Raw genomic sequence first — 3,728 nt, forward strand, 5'->3', positions numbered from 1 at the left:
CCGCAATTACTTGGAATTCCGGGGGATAACACTTATAGCAATTTAGCAGAGGCGAGATTAGAATTTTGGGAGCAAACAATTCTCCCCCTTGCGGAAGAATATTGCCAAGCAATGAATCATTGGTTATTGCCGATGTTTAACCTAGAAAATTTGACATTAAAATTGGATATTGAAAATATCCCAGCCCTTATGCCAAGAAGGGAAACTTTGTGGAATAGGTTGAACCAATCTGATTTCCTCACTAATGATGAGAAAAGAAATATTCTAGGGATTGGGAGTTAACTTAAAAAGCTAAATGCATAATATAAGCATCAACAAGACCAAGTTTTGAATGTCTGAAGGCTTTTGGAATTGTGCCAATTATATTGAATCCAAGCGATTTCCAGAGATTTACAGCAGGCAAATTAGTTGAAACAACAAAATTAAATTGCATCGCTGAAAAGCCATCTTTTTTGGCTTGCTCTATAGAATGCTTCCCAAGGGCTTTGCCAATTCCTTTGCCTTGGAAATAAGGGGATATCATGTAGCTTGCATTACCTATGTGATCCCCCAAACCAACTCTATTTTTGCGAATTGCATAGAAGCCGGCAATTTTATTATCAAACTCGGCTATAAAACATTTATTTTTGGGGCTGGTGAAATAATCTATCGCTTCTTCTTTTGTGGTTTCTGTGGTGAAAACATAGGTTTCACCTGATTTAATAACTTCGCTAAAAATCTGCCAAATCGCTTCAGAATCCGAGGGTTTGAAAGGTCTAATATTTAACTGAGCAGCCATAAGGGCTTGTAATTTTTTTAGTTACTTCCTTTTCTGCAAGAAGTTCATCTAGGGCTTTAGAGATATAATTTTCTGCCTTTTCTACATCAGATTTACTAGCAGATGGTATATTATCCACAGCACCAGAGTAAGCAATTTCACCATTTTTATTGATAATATAAAATTGTGGCGTGGTGGTTGCTCTATATTCTCTGCCGATTTCACCAAATTGATCCCTGATGTAATGAGTTGCGAAAAGCTTTGAGGCTTCAAACCAGCCTTTTGCATCAATATCATTTTTGAAAAAACCTTCTCTGCCTTCTGCAGATGAATTGATTGTAATCCAAATCACGCCTTTTTCTGTGTAGGTTTTTTGAAGGTTCTGAATATTGTTTGTCTCATAATGCTTTCTAACAAAAGGGCAGGTGGGGTTATTCCACTCTAAAACTATTATATTTCCTCGCTTTTCCTCAAGGTTGAAATCTTTACCAGTGATATCTTTTGCTTTGATATTTGGGGCGGTTTCACCAACATTTTGTGCGTAGCAAAAATTGCTCCCAGCTGTCAAAAATAAAATTATTAAAGTAAAAATTTTAAGAATATTTTTCATTGTTATTAGTAGGTTAGCGTAATAAGTAGTTAGTAATATTTTCTATTGATTTTTACTTATATTTCTCCCCCTGCTTGCGGGGGGAGATTAAGAGTGGGGCATTATAAAAAGGTTTGATTTATGCAAATCTTTGCCCCCACCCTAACCCTCCCCCGTAAACGGGAGACGGAATGAATATAATCAACATCAAATCTCGTCTAGTTTTTGCTGATAAAATTGTTCACCGATAGTTATTTTTTCTCTACCTTGAGATTCTCGCCAATTATTTGTATCTCTTAGTGAATAAATGCAACCGCAATATTCTTGCTTATAAAAATTTTCTCTTTTGGCAATCTCATACATTCTAGCACCACCGCCATCTTTACGCCAATTGTATGTCCAATATTTCACATCACCGATTAAATCGGCCGCCCTTAAACCGCAATCATTTATCTGCTCCATATTTTTCCAGCGAGAAATACCAAGCGAGCTGGTGAATACCTTAAAGCCGTTTTCTTTTGCGTATTCTGCGGATTTCACAAATCGCATATCAAAGCACATTGTGCATCTTTTGCCCCTTTCTGGCTCATATTCCATACCTTTAGCTTTGGAAAACCAGTTTTGAACATCATAATCAGCGTCAATAAATTCAAGCCCTAGCTTATCAGCGTATCTTTTATTTTCATTCTTGCGGATTTCATATTCTTTCAAAGGGTGAATATTTGGGTTATAAAAATAGATAGTTAAATCAAGCCCAGATTTAACCATCGCCTCAATAACCTCACCACTACAAGGTGCACAGCAGGAATGAAGCAAAATTTTGGTTTCATCATCTGGTGCTTCCAGCTCAATTTCTGGCCGCTCATCAAGAATATTTTGTGGGATATTAATTTTCATCTTTTTCTTCTTCCTCTTTTTCTAAGATGTTATTAGCTTTGCGATAATCAAAGAATTTAAGCTGGAAATTATCTAGCTTTTCAATGAATAAATAAGGCAGAAAGCCAATTAAAGCAATAGTGCTGTAAGCGATATAAAAAAGGAATGATGCCGCAACGCCAGTATCCTTATCAAGGTTCATAATACCAGCGAAAGTGATGTAAGTGAACTCTCTAATGCCAAGCCCACCAATAGAAATAGGGATAATTGCAACTATATTTGCGATTAAAAACACAACAACATAGCCAAGCAAACTGGTTACGGATTCCCCACCAAAAGATTCAAGGATTGCAAGAATTGCAACCAAATAAAATAGCTGAACAATGAAGGAAAATCTGGTAGCACCTAATTGCACTTTGAGGCTTTCTTTGAGTAAAATTTTGGCGGAATATGAATAGGCTGGAAATATCAATAAAAGCCCTAAAATTATAATTTCTCTGATGTAAGGAAAGTTAATATGACCTTGATAAAAATATGCGAAAACGAGCAGAAATAATATCAGAAAAAACAGCCCACTGGCTCTACCACGAATCGTTGCTAATATTGATTGCTGCCAAGGGAAGCGAAATTTCTTCTGAAAATAATAGGCTTTATAGCCATCTCCGCCAATGCCACCGGGCAAAACTACATTAAACATTGTGCCAATGAAATAGAAACAAACCGCATAAAAGGCGTTAAAATTCATTCCCGCAACTTGATAATAATAACGCATTCTATAACCGCCGAAAATCTGAGCAATCAGAATGCTAATTAATGCAATTGCTATGTAAGCAAAATCAATATTGCTGAGGAGCTTTTCTAGTTTATTAAAATCAAGTTTAGTAACAACAAAGTAAATCAAAAGTGAACTCAAAAATAATTTGAGAAGATTTATATATAATTTTTTCTTTTTCTTGGGAGTCACTTTTAATCACCGCTTAGGCCGCAACCCTTTTAACTCCGTTTGAGATCATTTCTTCGGCTTTATCTTTGCCTTCAAAACCTGTAACTTTAACAAATTTACCTTTTTCAAGATCTTTATATCTCTCAAAGAAATGCTTGATTTGATTAACTAAAGTTTCTGGTAAATCTTGGTAAGAGGCAATATCATCATACATTCCAGTTAGTTTATTGTGTGGAACTGCGATGATTTTTTCATCTTCACCTTTTTCATCTTCCATTTTAAGAACACCAATTGGCCTACACCTAATAACGCAACCCGGAACTAACTGATAAGGTGAAACCACTAAAACATCAACAGGGTCGCCGTCGCCTGAAAGTGTGTTTGGAATAAAACCATAATTGCACGGATAAAACATTGGCGTTGAGAGAAACCTATCAACGGTGATAAAGCCAGAATCTTTATCAAATTCATATTTTACTGGCTGAGAATTAGCAGGAACTTCAATCACCACATTTACATCAAAAGGTGGGTTTTTACCGGCTGTAATTTTAGATATATCCATA

General features: G+C 35.9%; 6 protein-coding genes. 1 reads left to right on the top strand and 5 read right to left on the bottom strand.

Features of this window, described 5'->3' with window-relative positions:
• Nucleotides 1-282 (top strand): phage portal protein (locus tag SFT90_08420; protein MDX1950498.1); only part of this gene is annotated, 282 nt, incomplete at its 5' end.
• Between the two features lies 1 nt (nt 283).
• Here SFT90_08420 and SFT90_08425 read toward each other — a convergent pair.
• The 5 genes from SFT90_08425 to ppa all read right to left on the bottom strand — a co-directional run bounded on the left by SFT90_08425 (nt 284) and on the right by ppa (nt 3,727).
• Entirely contained in the window at nt 284-778 is a 495-nt protein-coding gene (locus SFT90_08425; protein MDX1950499.1) for a GNAT family N-acetyltransferase, read from the bottom strand.
• Nucleotides 756-1,367 (bottom strand): redoxin domain-containing protein, encoded by a 612-nt coding sequence (locus tag SFT90_08430; protein ID MDX1950500.1) that lies wholly within the window; start codon nt 1,365-1,367, stop codon nt 756-758. Before SFT90_08430 ends, SFT90_08425 begins: the two co-directional genes overlap by 23 nt.
• Before the next feature lie 186 nt (nt 1,368-1,553).
• Nucleotides 1,554-2,243, bottom strand: a complete 690-nt coding sequence (locus tag SFT90_08435) for an epoxyqueuosine reductase QueH (GenBank protein MDX1950501.1) — start codon at nt 2,241-2,243, stop codon at nt 1,554-1,556.
• Complete coding sequence (locus SFT90_08440) at nt 2,233-3,186, bottom strand: lysylphosphatidylglycerol synthase transmembrane domain-containing protein (GenBank protein ID MDX1950502.1); 954 nt, start codon at nt 3,184-3,186, stop codon at nt 2,233-2,235. The genes SFT90_08435 and SFT90_08440 overlap by 11 nt, the downstream gene beginning before the upstream one ends.
• A gap of 13 nt (nt 3,187-3,199) precedes the next feature.
• On the bottom strand, nt 3,200-3,727 hold the full coding sequence (ppa, locus tag SFT90_08445; GenBank protein MDX1950503.1) for an inorganic diphosphatase: 528 nt from the start codon (nt 3,725-3,727) through the stop codon (nt 3,200-3,202).
• Between the last annotated feature and the right edge of the window lies 1 nt (nt 3,728).

The organism is Rickettsiales bacterium (assembly GCA_033762595.1).
In the GTDB taxonomy this organism is placed as follows: domain Bacteria; phylum Pseudomonadota; class Alphaproteobacteria; order Rickettsiales; family UBA8987; genus JANPLD01.